We start from the raw sequence: 25248 nt of genomic DNA, 5'->3' as shown, positions 1-25248 counted from the left end.
TCCTCGCCCTACTGGGCCGCGGCGTGCGCGGAGAGATCGACAGTGGTACCGCTGGCGGCCGAGTGCAGCACGGCTGCTGCCACCTCTACCGTACGAAGACCCTGGCGCAACGTGCAGATGTCGTTGGACTTGCCAAGGACGGCGTCGCGGAAGAGCTCGTGCTCGACCAGCAGCGGCTCGCGCTTCGGGATGGCGTAGCGGATCATGTCGCCCTCGGCGACGCCGCGGAACGCCTGCAGCGCCTCCCACTCGGTGGCCTGGGCGGCGTTCGAGTAGAAGGTCAGGTCGGCGGTGAGGGTGTCCGCGATGAAGCAGCCCTTCTCACCGGTGACCGAGGTGAACCGCTCCTTGAGCGGGCTCAGCCAGTTGACCAGGTGGTTGACCATGGTGCCGTCGGAGAGCTGGCCCACGGCGGAGACCATGTCCTCATGCGGACGGCCCGACTTGGAGACCGTGCGCGCCGAGATCGAGGTGTACGTCTGGCCGGTCACCCACCCGGTGAGGTCGATGTCGTGGGTGGCGAGGTCCTTGACCACGCCGACATCGGCGATGCGGTGCGGGAAGGGGCCCTGGCGGCGGGTGACGACCTGGTAGACGTCGCCGAGCTCGCCCGCCTCCAGGCGCTGGCGCAGCGAGCGCAGCGCCGGGTTGCAGCGCTCGATGTGGCCGACGCCGGCCACCAGGCCGCGCGACTCGAAGGCCTCCACGAGCCTGCTGGCGCCCTCCACGGTGTCCGCGACGGGCTTCTCCACGAGAGCGCCGACACCGGCCTCTGCGAGCTTGAGGCCGACTTCCTCGTGCAGCGCGGTCGGGCAGGCCACGACGGCGTAGTCGACGCCGAGCGAGATCAGTTCCTCGACGGTCGACAGCACGGGGACGCCCTGCGCCCAGCCGTTCTTGTCACCCATCGGGTCGACTACGGCGACGAGTTCGACGCCTTCCAGGCCGGCGAGTACGCGGGCGTGGTGGCGGCCCATCGAGCCGAGGCCGATCAGGCCGGCCCGCAGTCCCTGGGCGGTGGTCACAGGTTTTCTCCAAGCTCGTTCACGGCGGCGACGATGCGCTCGAGGTCCTCCGCGGACAGCGAAGGGTGCACCGGGAGCGAGACGACCTCGGCGGCCGCACGCTCGGTCTCGGGCAGGTCCCAGTTGCGGCCGGCCTTCTGGTCCGGCTCCCAGTATGGCTTCAGCCGGTGGATCGGGGTCGGGTAGTAGACGGCGTTGCCGACACCCGCCTCGGTGAGCTTCGCCATCGCGGCGTCGCGGTCCCCGCTGATCCGGACCGTGTACTGGTGGAAGATGTGGCGCGCGCCCTCGGCGACCGTGGGGGTCTGCACATTCGGCGCGGAGATGTGCTCGCTGAGGTACGCGGCGTTGGCGATGCGCTGCTCGGTCCAGCCGCCCAGCTTCGAGAGCTGTACGCGGCCGATGGCGGCGGCGACGTCCGTCATACGCATGTTGGCGCCGACGATCTCGTTGGCGTACCGCTGCTCCATGCCCTGGTTGCGCAGCAGGCGCAGCGTGCGGGCGACCTCGGCGTCACCCGTGGAGATCATGCCGCCCTCGAGGGAGTGCATGTTCTTGGTCGGGTAGAAGCTGAAGGTGCCGCCGGAGCCGAACGCGCCGACCGGGGTGCCGTTCAGCGCCGCCGCGTGCGCCTGGCAGGCGTCCTCGACGACGGCCAGCTTGTGCTTGGCGGCGATGGGCATGATCTTGTCCATCGCGGCCGGGTGGCCGTACAGGTGCACCGGCATGATCGCGGCCGTGCGCGGCGTGATGGCGGCCTCCACAGCCGCCGGGTCCAGGCCGAAGGAGCCGGGCTCGATGTCGGCGAAGACGACATCGGCGCCGACCAGGCGGACCGCGTTCGCCGATGCGGCGAACGAGAATGAAGGAACGATTACTTCGTCACCCGGGCCGATGCCCAAAGCCAGCAGAAGGAGGTGCAGCGCGGAGGTACCCGAGTTGACGGCCACACAGTGGCGCCCCTCGACGAGCTCCGAGAAGCCCTCCTCGAACGCGGCGACCTCAGGGCCCTGTACGACCCTACCGCTGCGCAATACGCGTACCGCGGCCTCGATTTCTTCCTCACCGATGACCGGGCGGGCAGCGGGGATGGGCTGCTGATTGCTGCTCGTCATGGACGTCCTCCTTGAACACCGCAAGAGCTCTTTGTGGCAGAGGTCAGGGGCGGAGCGGACGTCTCGCGAGGCCGCGCACACCCCTCCGGCGCAAGCCAACGCCCTACCGAGGATCTGGGACCGGTCTTGTCCCGAACCGGGCCGGTCACCCACCGTAGTCTCCGGAACGGGGCCTCACCCGGCAGCGACCGCCGTCACATTATCAGGGATTTCCTAGTGAATTTCGGGGCTGTTAACGCAGCACTGCATCAATTCGGAGACAAACAACGCGTCCCACCCCGCAACCTGCGAGGTGGGACACGTGCCGTTCACTGAGGACTCATCAACTGTTCAGCTCTCAGTGGAAGCCGTCACAGAGGGCAGCGTCTGCTGCCCGGCCGCCGCGGTCTTCTTCGCGCCGGCCTTCTTGGCGGTCGTCTTCTTCGCCGCGGTCTTCTTGGCCGCCGTCTTCTTGGTGGCGGCCTTCTTCGCGGTGGCCTTCTTGGCGGTCTTGCGAGCCGCCTTCTTGGCCGGGGCGGCCTCTTCGGCCGGCTCAGCCTCGGCTGCAGCGGTCTCGGCCGCCTCGGTCTCGGCTGCAGCGGTGCTGCTCACCACGACGACCGCGGCCTCCTCCGCGCCCGAGGGCGAGCCGGCGGGGGCGGTGACCTTGCGGGTCACCCGGCGGCGCGCACGCGGCGGGGCCGCGACGGGAGCCTCCTCGGCGACGGGCGCCTCGGGAGCCTCGACGGGCGTCTCAGCCTTCGCCTCGATGACGACCTCAGCCTCGGCGGCCTGCGCCTCAGCGGCCTTCGGCGCACCCGCCGGAGCCGTCGCCTTACGGGTCGCCCGGCGGCGGCCACGGCCCGCCGGGGCCGCCTCCTCCGCGGGAGCCGCAGGAGCCTGCGGCTCGGGAGCCGCGGGAGCCTCCGGCTCGGCGACCGGAGCCTCGGCCTTGGCCTCGATGACCACCTCGGCCTCAGCGGCCTTCGGCGCACCCGCCGGAGCCGTCGCCTTACGGGTCGCCCGGCGGCGGCCACGGCCGCGCGATGCGGCAGCCTCGGCCTCCGCGGCGCTGCTGTACAGCTCCTCGTCCGGCACGAAGGTGTCCACCAGCGCCACCGGGGCAGCCACCTCGGCGGCGACCTCCGCCTCGGTCTCGATCTCGATCTCGGCCTCGACGTCGGCGGCGACCTCGTGCTCGTGGACGTGCTCCGCACCGCCGCGGCCGCGCTTCTTGGCGCGCTTGCCGCCACCGCCACCGCCGCCGACGGCGGTCGGCTGCTCCATGTGCACGATCACGCCACGGCCGTTGCAGTGCACGCAGATCTCGGAGAACGACTCCAGCAGACCCTGGCCCACCCGCTTACGGGTCATCTGGACCAGGCCCAGCGAGGTGACCTCGGCCACTTGGTGCTTCGTACGGTCGCGGCCCAGGCACTCGAGCAGTCGCCGCATGACCAGGTCGCGGTTGGACTCGAGCACCATGTCGATGAAGTCGACGACGACGATGCCGCCCAGGTCGCGCAGCCGCAGCTGACGAACGATCTCCTCGGCCGCCTCCAGGTTGTTCCTGGTGACGGTCTCCTCGAGATTGCCGCCCTGACCGGTGAACTTGCCGGTGTTGACGTCGACCACGACCATGGCCTCGGTCTTGTCGATCACCAGCGAACCGCCGCTCGGCAGCCAGACCTTGCGGTCCAGCGCCTTCATCAGCTGCTCGTCGATCCGGTTCGTCGCGAAGACGTCGGTCTCGCTCGTCCACCGCTGCAGACGGTCGACCAGGTCCGGCGCGACGTGCGAGACGTAGCCGTGGATGGTGTCCCAGGCCTCGTCGCCACTGACGATGACCTTGGAGAAGTCCTCGTTGAAGATGTCGCGGACGACCCGGACCGTCATGTCCGGCTCGCCGTAGAGCAGCGTCGGGGCATTGCCGCCCTTGGACTTCTTCTGGATCTCCTCCCACTGCCCCTGCAGCCGCTCGACGTCGCGGCGCAGCTCGTCCTCGCTGGCGCCCTCCGCGGCGGTACGGACGATGACGCCCGCGTCCTCGGGGACGATCTTCTTGAGGATGGTCTTCAGACGCGCGCGCTCGGTGTCGGGCAGCTTGCGGCTGATGCCGGTCATCGAGCCCTCGGGCACGTAGACCAGGTAGCGGCCGGGCAGCGAGACCTGGCTGGTCAGGCGGGCGCCCTTGTGGCCGATCGGGTCCTTGGTCACCTGGACGAGGACCGACTGGCCGGACTTGAGGGCGACCTCGATACGGCGCGGGCCGTTGGCCATGCCCAGCGCCTCGAAGTTGACCTCACCGGCGTACAGGACGGCGTTGCGGCCCTTGCCGATGTCGACGAACGCGGCCTCCATGGACGGCAGTACGTTCTGCACCTTGCCCAGGTAGACGTTGCCGACGTACGAGGTCGCCTGCTCCTTGTTGACGTAGTGCTCGACGAGGACGTTGTCCTCGAGGACGCCGATCTGGGTGCGCTCGCCGCTCTGCCGGACGACCATCACGCGCTCGACCGCCTCACGGCGGGCCAGGAACTCGGCCTCGGTGATGATCGGCACGCGGCGGCGGCCCTGCTCGCGGCCCTCACGACGGCGCTGCTTCTTCGCCTCCAGACGGGTCGAGCCCTTGATGGACTGCACCTCGTCGGACGGCTCGTCGCTCTTCTGGCGCGCGGGGCGGGGCTCGCGGACCTTGACGACGGTGCGCTCCGGGTCGGTCGTACCCATCTCGTCCTCGCCGGCGGCGTCACCGCTGCGACGGCGACGGCGACGGCGACGACGGCTGCTGGAGGTACCGGGGGCGGAGGGAGTCTCGGTCCCGCCGTGCTCCTCCTCGTCCTCCTCGTCCTGGATGTCCTCGGCGGCGGCCTCGTCGGCCTGCTCCTCCGAGGTCTCGTCGGCGTCGGAGGGCTCGCCACGGCGACGGCGGCGGCCACCACGGCGGCGACGGCGCGAGGGGCGGTCCTCGAACTCGTCCGACTCCTCGCCCTCTGCGGCCTGCTCGGGCTCGGTCTCCGCCTCCGGCTCGGCCTGCTGGGCGGCGTGCGCGGGGGTCTCGACGGGCTCGGCGGGCTCACCGCGGCGGCGACGACGGCGACGGCCGGCGGGCTCCGGGGCGGCGGTCTCTGCGACCGGCTCGACGACGTCCTCGTCCTCCTCCGGCTCGGTGTCCACGGCAGCGGCGGCGGCAGCGGCGGCCGACTCCGGGGTCTGGAACATCGGCTCGGTGAAGACCGGGGCCTGGAACACGGCCACAGCGGGGCGGGCGGCACGGCGGCCGCGCGCGGGTGCCTCGGCCGCTTCGCTCTTCTCGGCCTTGTCGCTCTTCTCGGCCTTAGCTGCCTTCTCGGGCTTCTCGGCCTTCTCCGGGCGGGCGGTGCCCTCGGGGGATACGGCGCGGCGGCGCGTACGGCCACGGGTCGCCGCCTTCTCTGCGGCCGCGACCTCGGCCTCTTCGGAGGCGATCTGCGCAACCGCGTCGGCGGGCAGGCCCTCGCCCTCTTCGGCGACGGCCTCCTCCACGGTGGCCTCGGCTGCCTGCGGGGCACCGGCGGGCGCGGTCGCCTTGCGGCCGCCACGACGGCGGGCGCGGGCGGCCGGTGCGGCCTCCTCGGCGGCGGCCTCCGGCTCGGTGGCCTCTGCCGCCTCCACGGCCTGCGGCGCACCGGCGGGCGCGGACGCCCGGCGACGGGCACGGCCACGCGGCGCGGGGGCCTCGTCCTCGGTGACCGGCTCTTCGGCGACGGCCTCGGTGGCAGCGGCAGCGGGCTCGGCGACAGCAGGCTCGGCGACCGGCTCGGGGGCGGTCACCTGGCGGGTGGCACGACGGCGCGTACGCGGCGCGGCCACCTCGGCCTCGGGCTGCTCAGCAGGCTCAGCGGCCTCAGCGGCTTCCGCGGCCTCGACAGGCTCTGCAGGCGCGGTGGCCTTACGGGTCGCACGGCGGCGCGTACGCGGCGCTGCGGCCTCTTCCGCGGCGGCCTCCGGCTCGGCAGCCTCTGTGGCCTCGGCGGCCTGCGGGGCGTCGGCAGGCGCGGTCGCCTTACGAGTCGCACGGCGACGCGTACGCGGCGCGGCGGCCTCCGCCTCTGCGGTCTCCACCTCAGGTGCAGCCGCGACGGTCTCGGTGACGTCCGTGGCTTCCACGGCGTCTGTTGCTCCCGCGGCCGCCGTCGGCGGTCCCGCGGGGCGCGATGCGGCGCGGCGCCTGCGGCGCGGCGGCAGCGTATCGCTGGGCGAATTGTTCTCGGTCTCTCCGGCAGTGCCGGATTCGGTCGGCTCGAGCATGCGGGCGGTTCTCCCGTCACGCTCCCGGGCGCCGCGCCTGATTCCGGTCCGGCTGCGGCCCGCGTGATGTGCGCGGTGCCGCCGTCCGGGGCGCGGGCGCCGCACGGGAGCTGATGTATGGCTCGCCGGTTCCCTGCGCGATGTACGCACGGCCTGGCGAAAGTCTTCTGTTCGGTGCGCGGCCCGACCCAGGTGGCTCCCGAGTACCAGGGCTGCGCTACAACGACTGTCCTTACGCGGCGGGACCTTCCGGCGCCGTCGCGACGGCTGCCCCGGCGGCCGTGGGTAGAGCGGCCGGAACTGCCTCGCGGTCGGGCGCGAGCGGGTCGGTCACCGTGCCGGACTCCTCGTCGAAGAGCCCCTGCGCCAGCCTGGTCACCGCTGCGGGGACCGGCGGCGCCAGGTCGGCCACAGCTCGGAGACCGGACAGGACGTCGTCGGGTCGCACGGCAGGTGTCACGTGCCGAACAACCAGCCGCAGTATCGCACAGGGCCCGTCCCCAGTCCTATCAGCCTGGGGATGGAGCGCCTGCAGGTCCGCTACGGCAGCACGTGCGTCGAAGGTCCGCATGCCGTTCTTCGTCTTCCGCTGGACCTCGACGGTCCCGGCGGCGAGAAAGGCGGACACGGCCTTCGACGCGTCCTCGACGTCGACCCCGTCGAGCCTCAGCTCCCACACGGATGCGGTGAGCCGGTCGGCGAGGCCTGACGTGCGGGCCTCGACGGCGTCGGTGATGTCGAGGCCGCCCGGCAGCGACTCGTCGAGCAGCTCACGCAGCTTGTCGGGGTCGCGGTGCTCGGTGAGGGCGATCTCCAGATACTCGGCCTCGCTGCCCGTGCCGGTGGGTGCGGCATTGGCGTACGACACCTTCGGGTGCGGGGTGAAGCCCGCCGAGTACGCCATGGGCACCTCGGCACGCCGCAGCGCCCGCTCGAAGGCACGCTGGAAGTCACGGTGGCTGGTGAACCGGAGGCGGCCGCGCTTGGTGTAGCGCAGTCGGATGCGCTGCACCGCCGGTGCGGGCGGCGGGCCTTCGGGCTGTCGCTTGCCCAGTGGTTCTTCTCCTCGGTGCGGGGCGGTGCGCGGGGGACGCGCCGCCCTCGGACGTGCGGGGTGCTCCCTGGGGCCCGCCCGGCTCACCCCTGCTTTCGCAGGGAGATCTCGGGTGCGGCCACCGCGCCGGGAACAGTCGTTGTACTACCCAGAGTACGCGCCTGAGGCACCACCGGTTCCCGGACCTCTGGCGCCCGGGGCCCGCCGACGAGCGCGCGCCAGGTTTCCCGCCTGGCCTGCCGTACCGTCTCCCGGGCCGACTGGAGCGCGGCCCGGGCTGCCCGGCCCGCCTCGACCGCGGCATTTCTGGCCGGACGCCAGATGACGTCGCGCAGCATGTGACCGACGGGGGTGCAGACGGTCTGGTAGCACCAGCGCACCGGCCGCCCGACGAGGTTCCAGGCGAGCCACTTGATCCCCCGGCCGACGGCTCGCGAGATGTATCCGGCGATGCGCCAGGCGACGGTGACGGCGGCGGCGATCTCGCGACCGATGGGCGCGAGGATGTGGCGGTAGACCCAGCCGACGGGCGTGACGAGCAGGACCACGACCAGCCAGACGATCGCCGTCCAGACCCCGCGGCAGACGGCGGCGATGCCGTGCCCCGTCGCGGTGAGCAGCCAGCCGAGCCCGTGGCCGAGCGGGGTCAGCAGCTGCCGGTAGATCCACACCACCGGCACCACAAGCCCGTACGTCACCAACGGCACCACCAGATACCGCCACAACGCGACCCACGGCCAGACGAACAGCGCCTTGCCGATGAAGACCGCAAGCCACCCCAGACCGTGCCCGACCGGCGTCAGCAGCCGGAGGTAGATCCAGCGCACGGGCGCGACGAGCAGGTGCTCCAGGAGCCAGGCGAGCCCGTGGCCGAGCGGGGTCAGCAGCTGCCGGTAGATCCACACCACCGGCACCACAAGCCCGTACGTCACCAACGGCACCACCAGATACCGCCACAACGCGACCCACGGCCAGACGAACAGCGCCTTGCCGATGAAGACCGCAAGCCGCCCCAGACCGTGCCCGACCGGCGTCAGCACCGCCTCGTACACCCAGGCCAGCGCCCTGCCCAGCGGCCGCAGCAGGATCCGCTCCATGGCCCGGCCGCAGACCACGAGGAGGTCCCACACCATCCGTACGGGAACGACCACGAGCAGCACCACGATCCGCACCGGTATCCGGACGACCGTGGTGAGGCAGCCCTCTCCGGGCTCGTAGTGCGCGGGCGCCTGATGATTCCCGTATGTCTGGGGCGACTTCTCGAACTCCATGTCAGACATGACGCGTCACAGGTCCCTCCGGATCCAGTACCTGCGCGCTTTCCGCTGCGTCGGTCCTCGCAGCTGCGAGACCACTATGAGCTGCGGCAACGGCCCATTGCGCCGGGGCGCGCGAACGCCCCGGCGCCATAGGTCACTTGACGACAGTCAGCGGCAGCAGCTTCTTGCCCGTCGGGCCGATCTGGATACTGGTGTCCATCTGCGGGCAGACGCCGCAGTCGAAGCACGGCGTCCAGCGGCAGTCCTCGACCTCGGTCTCGTCGAGCGCGTCCTGCCAGTCCTCCCAGAGCCAGTCCTTGTCGAGACCGGAGTCCAGGTGGTCCCACGGCAGGACCTCCTCGTACGTGCGCTCGCGCGTCGTGTACCAGTCGACGTCCACGCCGAAGGAGGGCAGCGTCTTCTCGGCGCAGGCCATCCACCTGTCGTACGAGAAGTGCTCGCGCCAGCCGTCGAAGCGGCCGCCGTCCTCGTAGACCGCGCGGATGACCGAGCCGATGCGGCGGTCGCCGCGGGAGAGCAGGCCCTCGACGATGCCGGGCTTGCCGTCGTGGTAGCGGAAGCCGATCGAGCGGCCGTACTTCTTGTCGCCGCGGATCTTGTCGCGCAGCTTCTCCAGCCGCGCGTCCGTCTCCTCTGCGCTCAGCTGCGGGGCCCACTGGAACGGGGTGTGCGGCTTGGGCACGAAGCCGCCGATCGACACCGTGCAGCGGATGTCGTTCTGCCCCGAGACCTTCCGGCCCTCCGCGATGACCTTGACCGCCATGTCGCCGATCTGGAGAACGTCCTCGTCGGTCTCGGTGGGCAGACCACACATGAAGTACAGCTTCACCTGCCGCCAGCCGTTGCCGTACGCGGTCGAGACGGTACGGATCAGGTCCTCTTCCGAGACCATCTTGTTGATGACCTTGCGCAGGCGCTCCGAGCCGCCCTCGGGGGCGAACGTCAGACCTGAGCGGCGGCCGTTGCGGGTCAGCTCGTTGGCCAGGTCGACGTTGAACGCGTCCACGCGGGTCGACGGCAGGGACAGACCGATCTTGTCTTCCTCGTACCGGTCGGCCAGGCCCTTCGCGATGTCGCCGATCTCGCTGTGGTCCGCGGAGGACAGCGACAGCAGGCCGACCTCCTCGAAGCCGGTCGCCTTCAGGCCCTTCTCGACCATGTCGCCGATGCCGGTGATGCTTCGCTCCCGCACGGGGCGCGTGATCATGCCGGCCTGGCAGAAACGGCAGCCGCGGGTGCAGCCGCGGAAGATCTCGACGGACATCCGCTCATGGACGGTCTCGGCGAGGGGGACCAGCGGCTGCTTCGGGTACGGCCACTCGTCGAGGTCCATGACGGTGTGCTTGGACACGCGCCACGGCACGCCGGACTTGTTCGGGACGACGCGGCCGATGCGGCCGTCGGGCAGGTACTCGACGTCGTAGAAGCCGGGGACGTAGATATTGCCGGTCTTCGCGAGGCGGAAGAGCACCTCTTCGCGGCCGCCCGGGCGGCCTTCGGCCTTCCAGGCGCGGATGATCTCCGTCATGTCGAGGACGGCCTGCTCGCCGTCGCCGATGACCGCGCAGTCGATGAAGTCCGCGATCGGCTCGGGGTTGAAGGCCGCGTGGCCGCCGGCGAGCACGATCGGGTCGTCCAGGCCTCGGTCCTTCGACTCCAGCGGGATGCCCGCGAGGTCGAGGGCGGTCAGCATGTTCGTGTAGCCGAGCTCCGTGGAGAAGCTGAGGCCGAAGACGTCGAAGGCCTTCACCGGACGGTGTGCGTCCACGGTGAACTGCGGGACCTTGTGCTCCCGCATCAGCTCTTCGAGGTCCGGCCAGACGCTGTACGTACGCTCGGCGAGCACCCCCTCGCGCTCGTTCAGTACCTCGTAGAGGATCATGACGCCCTGGTTGGGCAGTCCGACCTCGTACGCGTCGGGGTACATGAGCGCCCAGCGAACGTCGCAGGCGTCCCAGTCCTTGACGGTGGAGTTGAGCTCTCCCCCGACGTACTGGATCGGCTTCTGGACGTGCGGGAGAAGCGCTTCCAGGCGTGGGAAGACCGACTCGACAGGCATCATGGCGTCTCTCGTGAGCGGGCAAGGGTGACCATAAAGCGTACCTTGACGCTCAGCCGGTCAGATCCGCCCGAAGTTTCGGGGCGGACGCCTCCTTCCACACCCCCGGCAGCTCTGCCTCCCGCTGCGCGGCCTGTGCCTCCTCCCGGCCGTACAGCAGTCCCCAGCTGAAGGCGGTCTCCCCCGCCGCATGCGCCTGGATCGCGAGATTCCGCAGGGCTTCGCGGGCCACCACGCTGTCCTGGTGTTCGCCGAGCACCGACTGCACTGCCTTCATCCGCTTGGCGAACTTCTTGGCGGCCTTGCCGAGCGCGGGCGTCGCCGCCTCGCCCGCGTACCGGGCGCGCTTGGCGGCCTTGCGTGCGTCGTGCATGGCGAGGTCCCGCTCCTCACCGGGGGGCAGCTCCAGGGCATGGTCGACCCGGGCGGCCAGGCGGTCGTAGTCCTTCAGGACCGCCTTGGGGAGCAGCCTGTCGGCCGCGCCGCCCGCAGCCTTGAGCAGCGGCGGGTCGCTGAGCAGCGCGTCCAGCGACTCCAGGAGCGAGAGGTAGCGCTTGGTGTCGAGCACGGCGACGGCCTTGCGCCGGGCGTCGGCGCCCTGGGCGGTGCTCCAGATGCGCAGCCGACTGCGGACCGGGCCGAGCAGCAGCGTTCCGGGCACTGCGTCGATCCGCGACTGCAGCCGCTCGGTGAGCACCTCCTGGTCACGGGCTACGCCCAGCTCGCCCGCGAGCCACTTGAGCTCGTCGCCGATGGGATCGGTGACGGTCCGGTCGATGATCTTCCGGTACGTCTTGAACGCGCTGCGCATCCGGCGGGTGGCGACCCGCATCTGGTGGACCGAGTCGGGCAGGTCGCGGCGCACTCCGGGGTCGTACGCGAGCAGCGCGTCGAACTGTTCCCGCAGGTAGTCGAGGATGTGCCGGCCGGCGGACTGAGGGGGTTCCGGGGTCGGTGGTGCGGCCTGCCTGTCCGCCTTGGGGGTGGTCTCCGCCAGCGCCCTGGCCAGCTTCGACGGCGCCTTCGCCGGGCGCACGCCCGCCTTGCGGAGCTTCTTCTCGACCGCGTCGAGGATGGATGGATCCGCGTCGTCTGCGAGCTCGACCTCGATCTCGTCCCACCGCGCCGTGCGGGCGCCGTCGAGGAGGCGTTCCGCGCGGACCGCGTCCCTGCTCAGCTCGACCAGCAGCGCGCCGTCCGCGTCGACCAGGTGGCATACCTCCCTGGAGGACAGCAGGCGCACCACGGGCCTCAGATCGGCGTCCAGGGTGCGGGCGCGGACCAGCCCCTGAAGGCTCTGCGGGACCGTGTCGGACAGGGGTGCGCTGATCTCGTCCCGTACGTCCGCGGCGACCGGGAGCTTGAGGTGCCAGCCCGCGTCCGTGCCGCCCGTCCTGCGGCGCAGGGTGATGGAGGCGGCGGCAAGGCGCAGGTCGGTGGTGTCGTAGTAGACGGCGTCGAGCTCTGCGACGCCCTTGTCATGGATGGCCGACACCCCTGCGACCCCGGTCAGGTCCGGCAGCCGGGTGTCGGCAGTGGCTTCGTACTTCCGCTCGATCTCACGCTTCGTATCCGCCATGAACCGAATCTAGTTGCCTGAGGGCCTCCGTGGCATCCCCATCTGTTCACCTAGGCAGTTATCGGCCGCTGCACCCGGATCGACTGGAGCAGCCCGATCGCGATCCAGACCGCGAACATCGAGCTGCCTCCGTACGACACGAACGGCAGCGGCAGGCCCGCCACCGGCATGATCCCGAGCGTCATCCCGATGTTCTCGAAGGACTGGAAGGCGAACCAGGCGATGATCCCGGCGGCCACGATCGTGCCGTACAGCTCGGTCGTCTCGCGTGCGATGCGGCAGGCGCGCCACAGCACGACGCCGAGCAGCAGCAGGATCAGTCCCGCCCCCAGGAAGCCCAGTTCCTCGCCCGCGACCGTGAAGACGAAGTCAGTCTGCTGTTCGGGGACGAACTGGCCGGTGGTCTGGGAGCCCTTGAACAGGCCTGTGCCGGTCAGTCCGCCCGATCCGATCGCGATCCGCGCCTGGTTTGTGTTGTAGCCGACGCCGGCCGGGTCGAGCTCCGGGTTGGCGAACGCCGCGAAGCGGTTGATCTGGTACTCGTCCAGTAGCCCGAGCGCGGTGACCATCACGCCGCCGATGACGCCGGCGCCGATCAGCCCGATGATCCAGCGGTTGGAGGCGCCGGAGGCGAGCAACACCCCGAGCACGATCACCGCCATCACCATCACAGAGCCGAGGTCCGGCATCAGCATGACGATCACCATCGGCAGAACCGCGAAGCCCAGGGACTTGGCGACCGTCCGGTGGTCGGGGTGCAGCTGGTCGCCCGCGTCCACGCGCGCGGCCAGCAGCATCGCCATCGCCAGAATGATCGTGATCTTCACGAACTCCGAGGGCTGGAGGGAGAAGCCGCCGCCGATCACGATCCACGCGTGCGCGCCGTTGATGGTCGCGCCGAGCGGTGTGAGCACCAGCAGTACGAGCACCACGGAGAGCCCGTACAGCACCGGGACCGCGCCGCGCAGGGTGCGATGCCCGAGCCAGATCGTGCCGATCATCAGCACGAGGCCGATACCGGTGTTGAGTGCGTGGCGGAAGAAGAAGTAGTACGGGTCGCCCTGGTTGAGCTCGGTGCGGTTGCGGGTCGCCGACCAGACCAGCAGCGTGCCCACCAAGGACAGCGCGATCCCGGACAGCAGCAGCGGCCAGTCGAGCTTGCGCACCACGGAGTCGCGGGCGGACAGCTGCGACCACAGACCGCCGCGCTGGGGCCCGTATCCGGAGACGGAGAAGCCATTCGTGCCGGACATGGCTCAGTCCCTCCGCGCGGGCGCGCCCGCGAGCTGCTGGTCCTCTGCCGGAGGCTCCTCTTCCTCGGGCTCGTACGGCTCGATCTTGGGGGCTTCGATGGAGCCGTCGGGCTCGATCTTCGGCAGCTGGGTCTGCGGCCTGGGCAGCATGGCCCTCTTGAGGTCCTGGCCGCCCTCCTCGTCAAGTCCGTACATCGCCTCGTAGATCCTGCGCACGGCCGGCCCCGAGGCACCGGATCCGGTACCACCCTGGGCGATCGTCATGATGATCGTGTAGTCCTCGGTGTACGAGACGAACCAGGAGGTCGTCTGCTTGCCGTAGACCTCCGCGGTGCCCGTCTTGGCGTGCATCGGGATCTTGTCCTGCGGCCAGCCGCCGAAGCGCCAGGCGGCCGATCCGCGGGTCGTGACTCCCGCGAGGGCTTCGTCTATCTGCGACCGGGTGTCGGCGTCCATGGGCAGCTTGCCGTGGGACTTCGGCTTGATCTCCCGGACGCTCTTGCCGTCCGCGCTGATCACGGCCTTGCCGATGGTGGGGTTGTACAGGGTTCCGCCGTTGGCGATGGCCGCGTAGATCGTCGCCATCTGGATCGGGGTGACGAGGGTGTCGCCCTGGCCGATGGAGTAGTTGACGGAGTCACCGGCACGCATCCGGTTGCCTTCGAGGCAGTTCTCGTACGCGATCTTCTCGACGTAGCCGCCGTCCTTCTTGCCCTGCTTGCACCAGCCGTCCTTGTTGGCCTCCCAGAAGCTCTGCTTCCACTGGCGGTCGGGGACGCGGCCCTTGACCTCGTTGGGGAGGTCGATGCCGGTCTCCTTGCCGAGGCCGAACTGGTGGGCGGTCTTGTAGAACCAGTCGTTCGTGCGCTTCTTGGGCTTGATGCCGCCGTCCTTCTGCCACTCCCGGTGGGCGAGGCCGTAGAAGACGGTGTCGCAGGAGACCTCCAGGGCCCTGCCGAGGTCGATGCTGCCGTAGCCCTTGGACTCGAAGTTCTTGAAGACCTGACCGCCCACGGAGTACGAGCTCGGGCAGGGGTAGTTGCCGTCGAACGGGTAGCCGGCGTTGACCGCCGCGGTCGAGGAGATGACCTTGAAGATCGAGCCAGGCGCGGCCTGGCCCTGGATCGCGCGGTTCAGCAGCGGGTAGTTGGAGTCCTTGCCGGTGAGCTTGGCGTAGTCCTTGCCGGAGATGCCGCCGACCCAGGAGTTGGGGTCGTACGTCGGCTGCGAGGCCATCGAGACGATCCGGCCGGTCTTGTTCTCCATCACCACGACGGCGCCGGCGTCCGCCTTGTACTTCACGCCGGTGTTCCTGTCCGTCTCCTGGCGGGCGGTCTTCATCGCCTCGCTGAGCTCGTACTCCGCGACCGCCTGCACGCGTGCGTCGATGGAGGTGACGAGGTTGGCGCCGGGCTGGGCCTCGTCCTTGGCGGCCTGGCCGATGACGCGGCCGAGGTTGTCGACCTCGTAGCGGGTGACTCCGGCCTTGCCGCGCAGCTCCTTGTCGTAGGTGCGCTCGATGCCCGAGCGGCCCACCTGGTCGGAGCGGAGGAACGGCGAGTCGGTGTCCTTGGCCTTCGTGATCTCCTCGTCGGTGACGGGCGAGAGATAGCCGAGGACCTGCGCGGTGTTGGCCTTGCCGGGCGCGGTGTAGCGGCGTACGGCGGTGGGCTCGGCGGTGATGCCGGGGAAGTCCTCGGCGCGCTCGCGGATCTGCAGGGCCTGCTGGGTGGTGGCCTCGTCGGTGACCGGGATCGGCTGGTAGGGCGAACCGTTCCAGCAGGGCTGGGGGGTCTTGGAGTCGCAGAGCCTGACCTTGTCCATGACGTCCTTCGGCTTCATGCCGAGGACGCCCGCGAGGCGGGCGAGGACGCCTTTGCCGTCGTCCTTCATCTTCATCAGCTCGGTGCGGGAAGCGGAGACGACGAGACGGGTCTCGTTGTCGGCGAGCGGGACGCCACGGGCGTCGAGGATCGAGCCGCGGACGGCGGGCTGGACGACCTGCTGGACGTGGTTGTTCTTCGCCTCGTCGGTGTACTCCTGGCCGTTGCGGATCTGGAGGTACCAGAGGCGTCCGCCGAGAGTGAGCAGGAGGGAGAAGACGAGTACCTGGATGACGACGAGCCGGATCTGGACACGGGGCGTACGCCCGGTCTCCGGAATGTTGCTCACGCTGCTGCCCCCTCGATCACAGTCGCTTGACTCCCTTTATGCGCACGGCCCGTGCCGCCCGCGACCTGGCCGCCTTGACCCGCATTCCGCTGCGCTGCTTGCCGATGCGCAGGCCGGTGCCGGAGGAGAGCCAGCGGGAGGCGACGTCGCCTCCGCCCGCGCCGCCGCTCTGGCTCTCGGAGAGCGGATTGCTCTCGGCGCGTCTGGCGAGCGCCATGATCAGCGGCACCGTGAAGGGCGCGAGGAGCAGGTCGTACACGGCGGCCGTGAACAGCAGGCTGCCCAGGCCCACATGGCGGGCTGCGGTGTCGCCGACGAGCGCGCCCACGCCCGCGTACAGCAGCGTCGAGCCGATGGCGGCCGCGACGACCACGACCATCGGGCCGGTGGCCGACTTGAGCTGGCCGTTGTCGGGGCGCGCCAGGCCCGCGAGGTAGCCGATCACGCAGAGTACGAGTGCGTAGCGCCCGGCGGCGTGGTCGGCGGGCGGGGCGAGGTCGGCGAGCAGGCCCGCGCCGAAGCCGATGAAGGCGCCGGCCATGTGCCCGTAGACGAGGGCGAGTCCGAGGACGACGAGCAGCAGCAGGTCGGGAACGGCGCCGGGGAGCTGGAGGCGGGCGAGGATGGAGACCTGGATGACGAGGGCGACCACGACGAGTGTCGTGGAGAGCAGCATCCGGTTGAAGCGCATGACGGATCAGCTCCTACTCGTCGTTCTGGCCGTTGGCGTTCGCGTCGGCCGGATCCTGGCGTTCGCCCTGGATCTGCTCGCTGCCCTCGCCGTCCGCGGACGGGGTCACCGTCACCGTCACCGTGGGCGTGGGCTTGGGAGCCGCGGGCTTCGGCGGCAGAACCGTGTCGCGCGGATCGGACCTGGGCGCCATGACGACGACACCGACGATGTCGAGCTTGGTGAAGCCGGCGTACGGACGGACGTAGATGGTCCGGGTGAGGTCGCCGCCGGAGGGATCGACGCGGATGACCTCACCGACCGGCACGCCGGGCACGAACGGCTTGTCGGCCTGCGAGCCGAAGGTGACCAGCCGGTCGCCCTTCTTGACCTTGGCCTTGCCGTTGAGCAGCTGCACCGAGAGCGGACGGTCGCCCTGGCCGGTGGCGAAGCCCAGTTCGTCGGTCTTCTCCATCCGGGTGCCGACCGTGAAGTCCGGGTCGCTGGCGAGCAGTACGGTCGCGGTGTTCGGGCCGACCGTGGTGACCCGGCCGACGAGTCCGTCGCCGTTGAGGACGGTCATGTCGCGTGCGATGCCGTCGTTGGAGCCGACGTCGATGGTCACCGTCCAGGAGAAGCCCTGAGCCGCTCCAATGGCGATGACCTCGGCGCCCTTGATGCCGTACTGTCCCGCGCCGGCCTTCTTGAGCATGTTGTCCAGCTCGCGCACCCGGTTGCGGTTGCGGTCGTCGCTGCCGAGCTTCGCCTTCAGCGTGGCGTTCTCGCGCTCCAGTTCGCCGATTCGGTCGTGACGCCGGCCCGAGTCGCGGACGGCTCCGATGGCATTGCCTATCGGGTCGACCGCTGTCGCGACGCCGTTCTCGACGGGTCCGAAGACCGTGGCGGCGGCCTGCCGGGCGCCGTCAACCGGTGACTCCTCGCCTCCGCGGATGTCCACCGTGATCAAAGCGAACGCGATGGCGATCAGCAGCACCAGGAGCAGCCGGCTCTCTCGTGTGTCCCTCACGTGCGACGGCCGTGCCTTCCTCGTAGGAATGGTGATGTCTGTATATCAACGATCCGCCACACGGGTTGGCAGGCACCCGTACGGGGGTCCCCCCACGCCCGCCGGGGCGCAGGGGGAGGAATCGCATGCCCGTCCGCTATCGGCGGGGCTGGGCGTCCAGGACCTGCTGGAGCGCCTCGAACTCCTCGACGCACTTGCCCGCTCCGAGGGCCACGGAGTCCAGCGGATCCTCGGCGATATGGATCGGCATGCCGGTCTCACGGCGCAATCGCTCGTCGAGACCGCGCAGCAGGGCGCCGCCGCCGGTGAGGACGATGCCGCGGTCCATCACGTCGCCGGACAGCTCCGGCGGGCACTTGTCGAGAGTGGTCTTGACGGCGTCGACGATCGCGTTGACCGGTTCCTCGATCGCCTTGCGGACTTCCGCGGCGGAGACGACCACGGTCTTCGGCAGTCCTGAGACGAGGTCACGGCCGCGGATCTCGGTGTGCTCGTCCTTGTCCAAGTCGTACGCGGAGCCGATGGTGATCTTGATGTTCTCGGCGGTCCGCTCACCGAGCAGGAGGGAGTACTCCTTCTTGATGTGCTGGATGATCGCGTTGTCCAGCTCGTCGCCGGCGACGCGGATGGACTGTGCCGTGACGATTCCGCCGAGTGAGATGACGGCGACTTCGGTGGTGCCACCACCGATGTCTACGACCATATTGCCGGTGGCTTCATGAACCGGGAGTCCGGAGCCGATGGCCGCGGCCATGGGCTCCTCGATGATGTGCACCTGTCGGGCGCCCGCCTGCGTCGAAGCCTCGATGACCGCGCGGCGCTCAACGCCCGTGATGCCGGAGGGCACACAGACGACGACACGCGGACGGGCGAGGTAGCGGCGCTTGTGGATCTTCAGGATGAAGTAGCGGAGCATCCGCTCGGTGATCTCGAAGTCGGCGATGACGCCGTCCTTCAGCGGCCGGACGGCAACGATGTTGCCAGGTGTCCGGCCGATCATCTTCTTCGCCTCGGCGCCGACCGCGAGAATGCCGCCCGTGTTGGTGTTGATGGCGACGACGGACGGCTCGTTGAGGACGATCCCCCGACCCCTGACGTACACCAGCGTGTTGGCGGTCCCGAGGTCGACAGCCATGTCACGGCCGATGAACGACATGTTGTTCCCCATGAGGATGCGTCTGGCCTTCCCAAATCGAGCATTGATGGCTTTTCAGGATGGCGAGGTGGGTGCTGTGGCGTGGAGGCTTCATCGTAGTGCCGCCTGCACGGACACGGCGCGGTGGCCCGCCTCTGTATAGGTGACGAGGTGTCGCAGCGATGCGTTCCCGCAAAGCGGCGTCATATGCCGAAGGGCGACCGAAATTCCTTCGGTCGCCCCAGGTCATGAGCGCTGTATGGCTGACGGCCAATCAGGAAAGCCCGGGAAAGAAAATCTTGAGTTCCCGAATGGCGGACTCTTCGGAGTCCGAGGCGTGGATGAGGTTCTCCCGAACGATGGTGCCGAAGTCGCCGCGGATGGAGCCGGGAGCGGCGGCGATCGGGTCGGTGGGGCCGGCCAGCGCGCGAACGCCCTCGATGACCCGCTCGCCGTCGACGACCAGCACGACGACGGGACCCGACGCCATGAACTCGACCAGCGGCTCGTAGAAGGGCTTGCCCTTGTGCTCGCCGTAGTGCTGCTCCAGGGTCTCCTGGTCGAGGGTGCGCAGCTCCAGCGCGCTGATGGTCCAGCCGGCCTTGGCCTCGATCCGGCCGATGATCTCGCCGATCAGGCCGCGGCGTACGGCGTCGGGCTTGAGCAGGACGAGCGTGCGCTGGCTCACGGTGCGGGCTCCTTCAGTGCGGATTCGGGAGTTCAGAGGCTACAGGGCAGGAAAGACCGCCGATTACGCAGCGTCAGGCTCTGACGAGGCCTGCGCCGCCCAGCGGGCCTTCGCCTCGTCGATCTTGCGGCCGTAGTGCACAGAGGCCCACCACAGGCCCGCGAAGACCACCCCGAGGAAGAACATGGTCGGCACCACGAAACCGCTCACGACCAGCCCGATCTGCAGCGCCCAGCCGAGCTGCACACCGCCGGGGCGGCCGAGCATCCCGCAGAGCAGGACCGAGAGCAGCATGCCGATGCCGCAGACCGTCCAGACCGTCGCCGTCGAATGGCCGTCGGACTTCATGGCGACAAGACCGGCGAAGCCGATCACAAAGAATTCGCCGATCAAGGTGGATGCACAGAGCGTACGCATCAGATGTCAGCCCCTTCCCAGGAGGAGTCGGGCCTCGCCGACCGTAATCACCGAGCCGGTCACCAGGACGCCCGCGCCCGCGAACTCGGACTCCTCCTCGGCGAGCGTGATCGCCGTCTCCAGCGCGTCGTCGAGACGCGGCTCCACGACCACTCGCTCATCGCCGAAGACCTCGACCGCGACCGCCGCCAGCTCGTCCACGTCCATCGCGCGATGGCTCGAATTCTGAGTGACGACGACCTCCGCGAAGATCGGCTCGAACGCCTCCAGGAAGCCCCGGACGTCCTTGTCGCCGGACGCGCCGACCACGCCGATGAGGCGGGAGAAGCCGAAGGACTCGGTGATCCCCGCGGCGCTCGCCCGGGCGCCGGCCGGATTGTGCGCGGCGTCCAGGACGACCGTCGGGCTGCGGCGCACGACCTCCAGACGGCCGGGCGAGGCCACAGAGGCGAACGCCTTGCGGATCGTGTCCATGTCCAGAGTGCGGGTCTGCTCGGCGCCGATGCCGAAGAACGCCTCGACGGTGGCGAGCGCCACCGCGGCGTTGTGCGCCTGGTGCGCCCCGTACAGCGGGAGGAAGATCTCTTCGTACTCCCCGCCCAGTCCGCGCAGCGTCACCAGCTGGCCGCCCACCGCGACCTCGCGGGAGACGACGCCGAACTCCATGCCCTCGCGGGCGACCGTGGCGTCGACCTCCACGGCCTTCTTCAGCATCACCTGCGCGGCGTCCACCGGCTGCTGCGCCATGATGACCGTCGCGTCCTGCTTGATGACGCCGGCCTTCTCGACGGCGATCTCGGCGGCGGTGGAGCCGAGCCTGTCGGTGTGGTCCAGGTCGATGGGCATGACGACCGCGACCGACGCGTCGATGACGTTCGTCGCATCCCAGCTGCCGCCCATGCCGACCTCGACGACCGCCACATCCACAGGCGCGTCGGCGAAGGCGGCGAAGGCCATCCCGGTGAGCACCTCGAAGAAGGAGAGCCGGAACTCCTGGGCCGCGTCGACCATTTCGATATACGGCTTGATGTCTTCGTACGTCTCGATGAAGCGCTCAGCTTCGATCGGGGAGCCGTCCAAGCTGATCCGCTCGGTGACCGACTGCACGTGCGGCGAGGTGTACCGCCCGGTGCGCAGGTCGAAAGCGGCGAGCAGGACCTCGATCATGCGGGCCGTGGACGTCTTGCCGTTCGTCCCGGTGATGTGGATCGAGGGGTACGCGCGCTGGGGCTCGCCCAGCACGTCCATCAGCGCCGCGATACGGGCGACCGAAGGCTCCAGCTTGGTCTCGCCCCAGCGCCCGGCAAGCTCCTGCTCCACCGCGCGCAGCGCCTTGTCCACCTCCGGGTCTGCGGGCCGGGCGGGCACGGGGTCACCCTGGGGCGACCCGGCCTGCGCGCGCAGGGTACGGCTGCCGGCCTCGATCACCGCCAGGTCGGGATCACGGTCAGTCTCGGCGTCGACGATCTCGTCGAAAGGGTCGGGCTGCTCACTCACAGGGCCAGTCTACGGAGGAGGAGTGACATGACGTTCACCCCGCCCTCTTCGGGACGTTCGGCACGGGGCTTGAACGGGGGTTTACGCCGCGAGAGGCCCCGGGAACCCCGGGGCCTCTCGTTGGCTCGTGCACGGACTACGCCTCCGGCAGCCGGTCCAACTGCTCGGTGATCCGCGCGATGTCCTCCTCCGCCTTGGCGAGGCGGATGCGGATCTTGTCGACCACGTTGTCCGGCGCCTTCGCGAGGAACGCCTCGTTGCCGAGCTTGCCCGTCGCCTGCGCCTTCTCCTTCTCGGCCGCGGCCAGGTCCTTCGCCAGCCGCTTGCGCTCCGCGCCGACGTCGATCGTGCCCGACAGGTCGAGCGCGACCGTGGCACCCGCGACCGGGAGCGTCGCCGTGGCGCTGAAGCCCTCGCCCTCCGGCTGCAGACGGAGCAGCTGGCGGATGGCCGCCTCGTGCGGCGCCAGGGCGGTGCCGTCCAGGGTGAGCCGGGCCGGGACCTTCTGGCCGGGCTGCAGCCCCTGGTCGGACCGGAACCGGCGGACCTCGGTGACGACGCGCTGGACCAGTTCGATCTCCCGCTCGGCGGCCTTGTCGCGGAAGCCGCTGTCACTCGGCCAGTCGGCGATGACGAGCGACTCCTTGCCGGTGAGCGTGGTCCACAGCGTCTCGGTGACGAACGGGACGATGGGGTGCAGGAGTCGCAGCGTGACGTCGAGGACCTCGCCCAGGACGCGACCGGAGACGCGCGCCTGCTCGCCGCCCGCGAAGTACGTCGTCTTGGACAGCTCGACGTACCAGTCGAAGACCTCGTCCCACGCGAAGTGGTAGAGGGCGTCGGCGAGCTTCGCGAACTGGTAGTCGTCGTAGTACGCGTCGACCTCGGCGACGACCGCGTTGAGCCGGGAGAGGATCCACCGGTCGGCCGCCGACTGCTGCTCGGCGGGCGGCAGTTCGCCCTCCACCGTCGCGCCGTTCATCAGCGCGAAGCGGGTCGCGTTCCAGATCTTGTTGGCGAAGTTGCGCGACGCCTTGACCCAGTCCTCGCCGATCGGGACGTCCACACCCGGGTTGGCACCATTGGCCAGGGTGAAGCGGACCGCGTCGGAACCGTAAGTGTCCATCCAGTCCAGCGGGTTGACCGCGTTGCCGAAGGACTTCGACATCTTCTTGCCGAACTGGTCGCGGACCATGCCGTGCAGGGCGATGGTGTGGAACGGCGGGGTGCCGTCCATCGCGTACAGGCCGAACATCATCATCCGGGCGACCCAGAAGAAAAGGATGTCGTACCCCGTGACCAGGACGGAGTTCGGATAGAACTTCTCGAGACCCTCGGTCTGTTCGGGCCAGCCGAGGGTGGAGAAGGGCCACAGGCCGGAAGAGAACCAGGTGTCCAGGACATCGGTGTCCTGGGTCCAGCCCTCGCCCGCCGGCGGCTGCTCGTCCGGTCCGACGCAGACGATCTCGCCGTTCGGTCCGTACCAGACCGGGATGCGGTGGCCCCACCACAGCTGGCGCGAGATGCACCAGTCGTGGAGGTTGTCGACCCAGTCGAAGTACCGCTTCTCCATCTCCTGCGGATGGATCTTGACCTTGCCGTCGCGGACCGCGTCACCGGCGGCCTTGGCGAGCGGGCCGACCTTGACCCACCACTGCAGGGACAGCCGCGGCTCGATCGTCGTCTTGCAGCGCGAGCAGTGGCCGACGGAGTGCGTGTACGGACGCTTCTCGGCGACGATCCGGCCATCGGCGCGCAGCGCGCCGACGATGGCGGAACGGGCCTCGAAACGGTCCAGGCCCTGGAACGGGCCGTGGGCCGTGATGACTCCGCGCTCGTCGAGGACTGCCAGCGAGGGCAGGTTGTGACGCTGGCCGATCTCGAAGTCGTTCGGGTCGTGGGCGGGCGTCACCTTGACGGCGCCCGAGCCGAACTCGGGGTCGACGTGCGCGTCGGCGACGACAGGGATTCGGCGGCCGGTGAGCGGCAGTTCGATCTCCGTGCCGACGAGGTGGGCGTAGCGCTCGTCCTCGGGGTGGACCGCGACCGCGGTGTCACCGAGCATCGTCTCGGCGCGGGTCGTCGCGACGACGATCGACGTGTCGCCCTCGCCGTAGCGGATCGAGACCAGCTCGCCGTCGTCGTCCTGGTACTCCACCTCGATGTCCGAGATGGCCGTCAGGCAGCGGGGGCACCAGTTGATGATGCGTTCGGCGCGGTAGATCAGCTCGTCGTCATAGAGCCTTTTGAAGATCGTCTGGACCGCCTGGGAGAGGCCCTCGTCCATGGTGAAACGCTCGCGGCTCCAGTCGACTCCGTCGCCGAGGCGCCGCATCTGGCCGGAGATCTGCCCTCCGGACTCAGCCTTCCACTGCCAGACACGCTCGACGAAGGCCTCGCGGCCGAGGTCGTGGCGGGACTTGCCTTCCTTCGCCAACTCGCGCTCGACGACGTTCTGGGTGGCGATGCCGGCGTGGTCCATGCCGGGCTGCCACAGCGTCTCGTAGCCCTGCATCCGCTTGCGGCGGGTGAGGGCGTCGATCAGCGTGTGCTCGAAGGCGTGGCCCAGGTGCAAAGAGCCCGTGACGTTCGGCGGCGGGATGACGATGGTGTACGGCGGCTTCTCGCTCTTGGGGTCCGCCGTGAAGTAACCGCGCTCTACCCAGCGCTCATAGAGCTTCCCCTCCACCTCGGCCGGCGCGTACTGGGTCGGCAGTTCGGGGTTGCTGGCTGGCTGCTGCTGAGCGTTCTCGGTCACGAGGCACAGTTTAGAGGTGTCACAGGGCCGTACTGAAACGGGAATGTTCGTAACGGTGTGCCCCCCGCCGCCCCACGGTCCGAACGCTTGGGCCAGGATGTTCGGACCACATAAGTATCCGGAGGGGAACCCCAGTAATGAGCTACAACCAGCCGGGCCCGTACGGCGGCCAGCCCCAGCAGCCCGGACCGTACGGTCAGCCGGGTCCCTACGGCCAGCAGCCGCCGCAGGCCCCGCAGCCCGGCTATGGGTACCCGCAGCAGCCTCCGCAGCCGCAGCCCGGTTACGGCTACCCGCAGCAGGCGCCGCAGGGCGTCCCGCCGCAGCAGGACCAGTGGGGACAGCCTCAGCAGCCGGGCCCGTACGGCCAGCAGCCCCAGTACCCGGGCGGCCAGGTCCCGCCCCCGCCGCCCGCGCCCAAGAAGAAGACGGGCCTGATCATCGGTGCGGCGGTCGTGGCCCTCGCGGTGATCGCCGGCGGCGCGTACTTCCTGCTGGGCGGGAGCGGCGGCAACGCTGACGTCGCGGACGACACCAAGGGGTACAAGCTCACTCCGGCGGCGTCGGTCGACGAGTACAAGAAGGACGGCACCGAGAAGTCGAAGCCCTCGACCGGCAAGGACAAGAAGGAGGCTGAGGCGCTCGGGATCAAGAACTCGACCGAGGTGGCCGTCTCCTACAAGGCCGGCGACGCGAGCGATCCGCTCAAGGGCGGCAAGGTTCTCACCCTCGGCGGGCTGTGGGGAGATGTCTCCGACCCGGAGAAGGCGATCGACGGCTACTTCACAAGCCTCAAGAAGGGCGACGAGGAGGACAAGGACGTCGACGTCGAACTCATCGGCAGTCCCACCTCGGTCACGCCCTCCGGCTTCGAGGGCGCCCTGATGAAGTGCCAGAAAGCCAAGCTCAAGAACACGGGTGACTCCGCCTCTTCGGCCACCGGTCCGAAGGAGCTCGAGATCCCGATCTGCGTCTGGGCCGACTACAGCACCATCGCCTCCGTCAACGTCATCGACGTGGCGCAGATGATGGGCAAGGGCGGCAAGCCCCTGACGCAGGACCAGGTCGCCGAGCTTGCCGCCAAGCTCTACAAGACCTCGCGTACCAAGGTCTGATGTCCAGGAGGCCAAACGAGAGGCGGGGGGGGCGGGGGGGTGGGGGGGGGGGGCGGGGGGGGGGTGGGGGGGGGGGGGGGGGTCTGTGGAGGCCCCGGCGGTGATCAAGACCCCCCGGCCCCCCCCCCCCCCGCC

Annotated in this window: 17 protein-coding genes; 1 reads left to right on the top strand and 16 read right to left on the bottom strand. The window is 69.7% G+C overall.

The annotated features are described in order from the left end of the window. Window positions 1-8: 8 nt before the first annotated feature. The 16 genes from ACFYWY_RS24580 to ACFYWY_RS24505 form a co-directional block, all read right to left on the bottom strand. Window positions 9-977: a Gfo/Idh/MocA family protein gene (locus ACFYWY_RS24580; RefSeq protein WP_389190239.1), complete on the bottom strand. Its 969-nt coding sequence runs from the start codon at window positions 975-977 to the stop codon at window positions 9-11. 44 nt (window positions 978-1021) lie between these two features. Next, window positions 1022-2140, bottom strand: coding sequence for a DegT/DnrJ/EryC1/StrS family aminotransferase (locus ACFYWY_RS24575; protein WP_389190170.1), 1119 nt, complete (start codon window positions 2138-2140; stop codon window positions 1022-1024). 330 nt (window positions 2141-2470) lie between these two features. After that, window positions 2471-6409 (bottom strand): ribonuclease E/G, encoded by a 3939-nt coding sequence (locus ACFYWY_RS24570; protein ID WP_389190169.1) that lies wholly within the window; start codon window positions 6407-6409, stop codon window positions 2471-2473. Between the two features lie 232 nt (window positions 6410-6641). Continuing rightward, window positions 6642-7421 (bottom strand): TIGR03936 family radical SAM-associated protein, encoded by a 780-nt coding sequence (locus ACFYWY_RS24565; protein ID WP_389190168.1) that lies wholly within the window; start codon window positions 7419-7421, stop codon window positions 6642-6644. A 125-nt stretch (window positions 7422-7546) separates the two neighbouring features. After that, on the bottom strand, window positions 7547-8743 hold the full coding sequence (locus ACFYWY_RS24560) for a hypothetical protein (protein ID WP_389190167.1): 1197 nt from the start codon (window positions 8741-8743) through the stop codon (window positions 7547-7549). A gap of 133 nt (window positions 8744-8876) precedes the next feature. Then, on the bottom strand, window positions 8877-10802 hold the full coding sequence (locus ACFYWY_RS24555; protein ID WP_389190238.1) for a TIGR03960 family B12-binding radical SAM protein: 1926 nt from the start codon (window positions 10800-10802) through the stop codon (window positions 8877-8879). Between the two features lie 52 nt (window positions 10803-10854). Beyond that, the gene (locus ACFYWY_RS24550; RefSeq protein WP_389190166.1) at window positions 10855-12381 is read right to left on the bottom strand and encodes a CHAD domain-containing protein; all 1527 of its coding nucleotides are present in this window, start codon (window positions 12379-12381) and stop codon (window positions 10855-10857) included. A gap of 50 nt (window positions 12382-12431) precedes the next feature. Further along, the gene (rodA, locus tag ACFYWY_RS24545; RefSeq protein WP_389190165.1) at window positions 12432-13634 is read right to left on the bottom strand and encodes a rod shape-determining protein RodA; all 1203 of its coding nucleotides are present in this window, start codon (window positions 13632-13634) and stop codon (window positions 12432-12434) included. A gap of 3 nt (window positions 13635-13637) precedes the next feature. Next, a complete protein-coding gene (gene mrdA / locus ACFYWY_RS24540; protein ID WP_389190164.1) occupies window positions 13638-15806 on the bottom strand; it encodes a penicillin-binding protein 2 in 2169 nt (722 codons plus the stop codon). Window positions 15807-15822: 16 nt separating this feature from the next. Further along, window positions 15823-16497: a rod shape-determining protein MreD gene (mreD, locus tag ACFYWY_RS24535; protein WP_389190163.1), complete on the bottom strand. Its 675-nt coding sequence runs from the start codon at window positions 16495-16497 to the stop codon at window positions 15823-15825. Between the two features lie 13 nt (window positions 16498-16510). Then, window positions 16511-17503, bottom strand: a complete 993-nt coding sequence (gene mreC / locus ACFYWY_RS24530) for a rod shape-determining protein MreC (RefSeq protein ID WP_389190162.1) — start codon at window positions 17501-17503, stop codon at window positions 16511-16513. A gap of 136 nt (window positions 17504-17639) precedes the next feature. After that, window positions 17640-18659 (bottom strand): rod shape-determining protein, encoded by a 1020-nt coding sequence (locus ACFYWY_RS24525; protein ID WP_389190237.1) that lies wholly within the window; start codon window positions 18657-18659, stop codon window positions 17640-17642. A gap of 253 nt (window positions 18660-18912) precedes the next feature. Beyond that, window positions 18913-19326 (bottom strand): nucleoside-diphosphate kinase, encoded by a 414-nt coding sequence (gene ndk / locus ACFYWY_RS24520; RefSeq protein ID WP_389190161.1) that lies wholly within the window; start codon window positions 19324-19326, stop codon window positions 18913-18915. A 63-nt stretch (window positions 19327-19389) separates the two neighbouring features. Beyond that, the gene (locus tag ACFYWY_RS24515; RefSeq protein ID WP_389190160.1) at window positions 19390-19743 is read right to left on the bottom strand and encodes a DUF4233 domain-containing protein; all 354 of its coding nucleotides are present in this window, start codon (window positions 19741-19743) and stop codon (window positions 19390-19392) included. 6 nt (window positions 19744-19749) lie between these two features. Next, window positions 19750-21240, bottom strand: a complete 1491-nt coding sequence (locus ACFYWY_RS24510; RefSeq protein WP_389190159.1) for a bifunctional folylpolyglutamate synthase/dihydrofolate synthase — start codon at window positions 21238-21240, stop codon at window positions 19750-19752. Window positions 21241-21376: 136 nt separating this feature from the next. Further along, window positions 21377-23998: a valine--tRNA ligase gene (locus ACFYWY_RS24505; protein ID WP_389190158.1), complete on the bottom strand. Its 2622-nt coding sequence runs from the start codon at window positions 23996-23998 to the stop codon at window positions 21377-21379. Between the two features lie 137 nt (window positions 23999-24135). On the opposite strand from ACFYWY_RS24505, the gene ACFYWY_RS24500 reads away from it, so the two are divergent. Then, window positions 24136-25113 carry a hypothetical protein gene (locus tag ACFYWY_RS24500; protein WP_389190157.1) on the top strand — a complete coding sequence of 326 codons (978 nt, stop codon included), beginning with the start codon at window positions 24136-24138 and terminating at the stop codon, window positions 25111-25113. The last annotated feature ends 135 nt before the right edge of the window (window positions 25114-25248 follow it).

This window comes from Streptomyces sp. NPDC002870, from assembly GCF_042888505.1.
In the GTDB taxonomy this organism is placed as follows: Bacteria; Actinomycetota; Actinomycetes; order Streptomycetales; family Streptomycetaceae; genus Streptomyces.
This window is presented reverse-complemented; position numbering and strand designations above follow the sequence as displayed.